The sequence below is a fragment of the Streptomyces neyagawaensis genome, from assembly GCF_023516595.1.
Taxonomy (GTDB): Bacteria; Actinomycetota; Actinomycetes; order Streptomycetales; family Streptomycetaceae; genus Streptomyces; species Streptomyces neyagawaensis.
The window spans coordinates 1-730 of the sequence record NZ_JAMGBG010000249.1; the positions used below are offsets into that span (position 1 = coordinate 1).

Sequence of the window (730 nt, forward strand, 5' to 3'; positions counted from 1 at the left end):
CGTGCTGAGGCCGGCCCGCAGCTCCCGTTCGGTCGCGGCGTCCGAGAAGCGGTACAGCATCTGGCGGGTGGCCGGGCGCAGCCGCTCCATCTGCTCGGGCGAGACCCAGCCTCCGGCGGTCTTGCTCATGCTGGTGGCGAAGCCGACGACGGTGAGGGCCGGCCCCCCACGGGGCCTGAGTTCGGTGCCGAGCGAGTCCCGGCCGGGTGTGCCGGCGATCGGCCAGTTGACGACGATCTCACCGGGAGCGGTGGCCCAGCGGCCCTCCAGGAGATGGACGCGGTCGACCGGTCCGTCCGGTCCGGCCCGGCCCACGACGGAGAGGGAACCGGCCGGCATCCACAGCCAGTCCTCGGGCATCTCGAGAACGGCCTGCCCGAAGGGCCCGGCCGCGGCCTCGACGCCGGGTCGGCGGGCCGTGGTCGCGAGCTGCGCGGACGACACCTTCGACGCGTCGAACGTCGCCACCGTGTGGGCCCCGCGCTGCTGCGCGAACGCGTTGTCGAAGGGGGCCGACGCCGAGGCGAGGAGCCCCAGCCCGAGCAGGATCGTCGTGGTGGAGCACAGGACCACGAGCCCGATGACGAACGTCTGGAGCCTGCGACGTTTCACGGCGGCCCGCGACGCCCTCCACACGGCGCTCATACGGCGGCCTCCACAGCGCTCTCGCGGGCCACCCGGCCGTCGGCGACCTCGATCAGCCTGCTGGCGCAGCGTGTGGCCAGGTGCG

At 74.1% G+C, this 730-nt stretch carries 1 pseudogene; it reads right to left on the minus strand.

The features are described from left to right. Nucleotides 1–645 (minus strand): annotated as a pseudogene (locus M8J73_RS44530) (ABC transporter permease); the annotation flags it as partial. Nucleotides 646–730 lie beyond the last annotated feature (85 nt).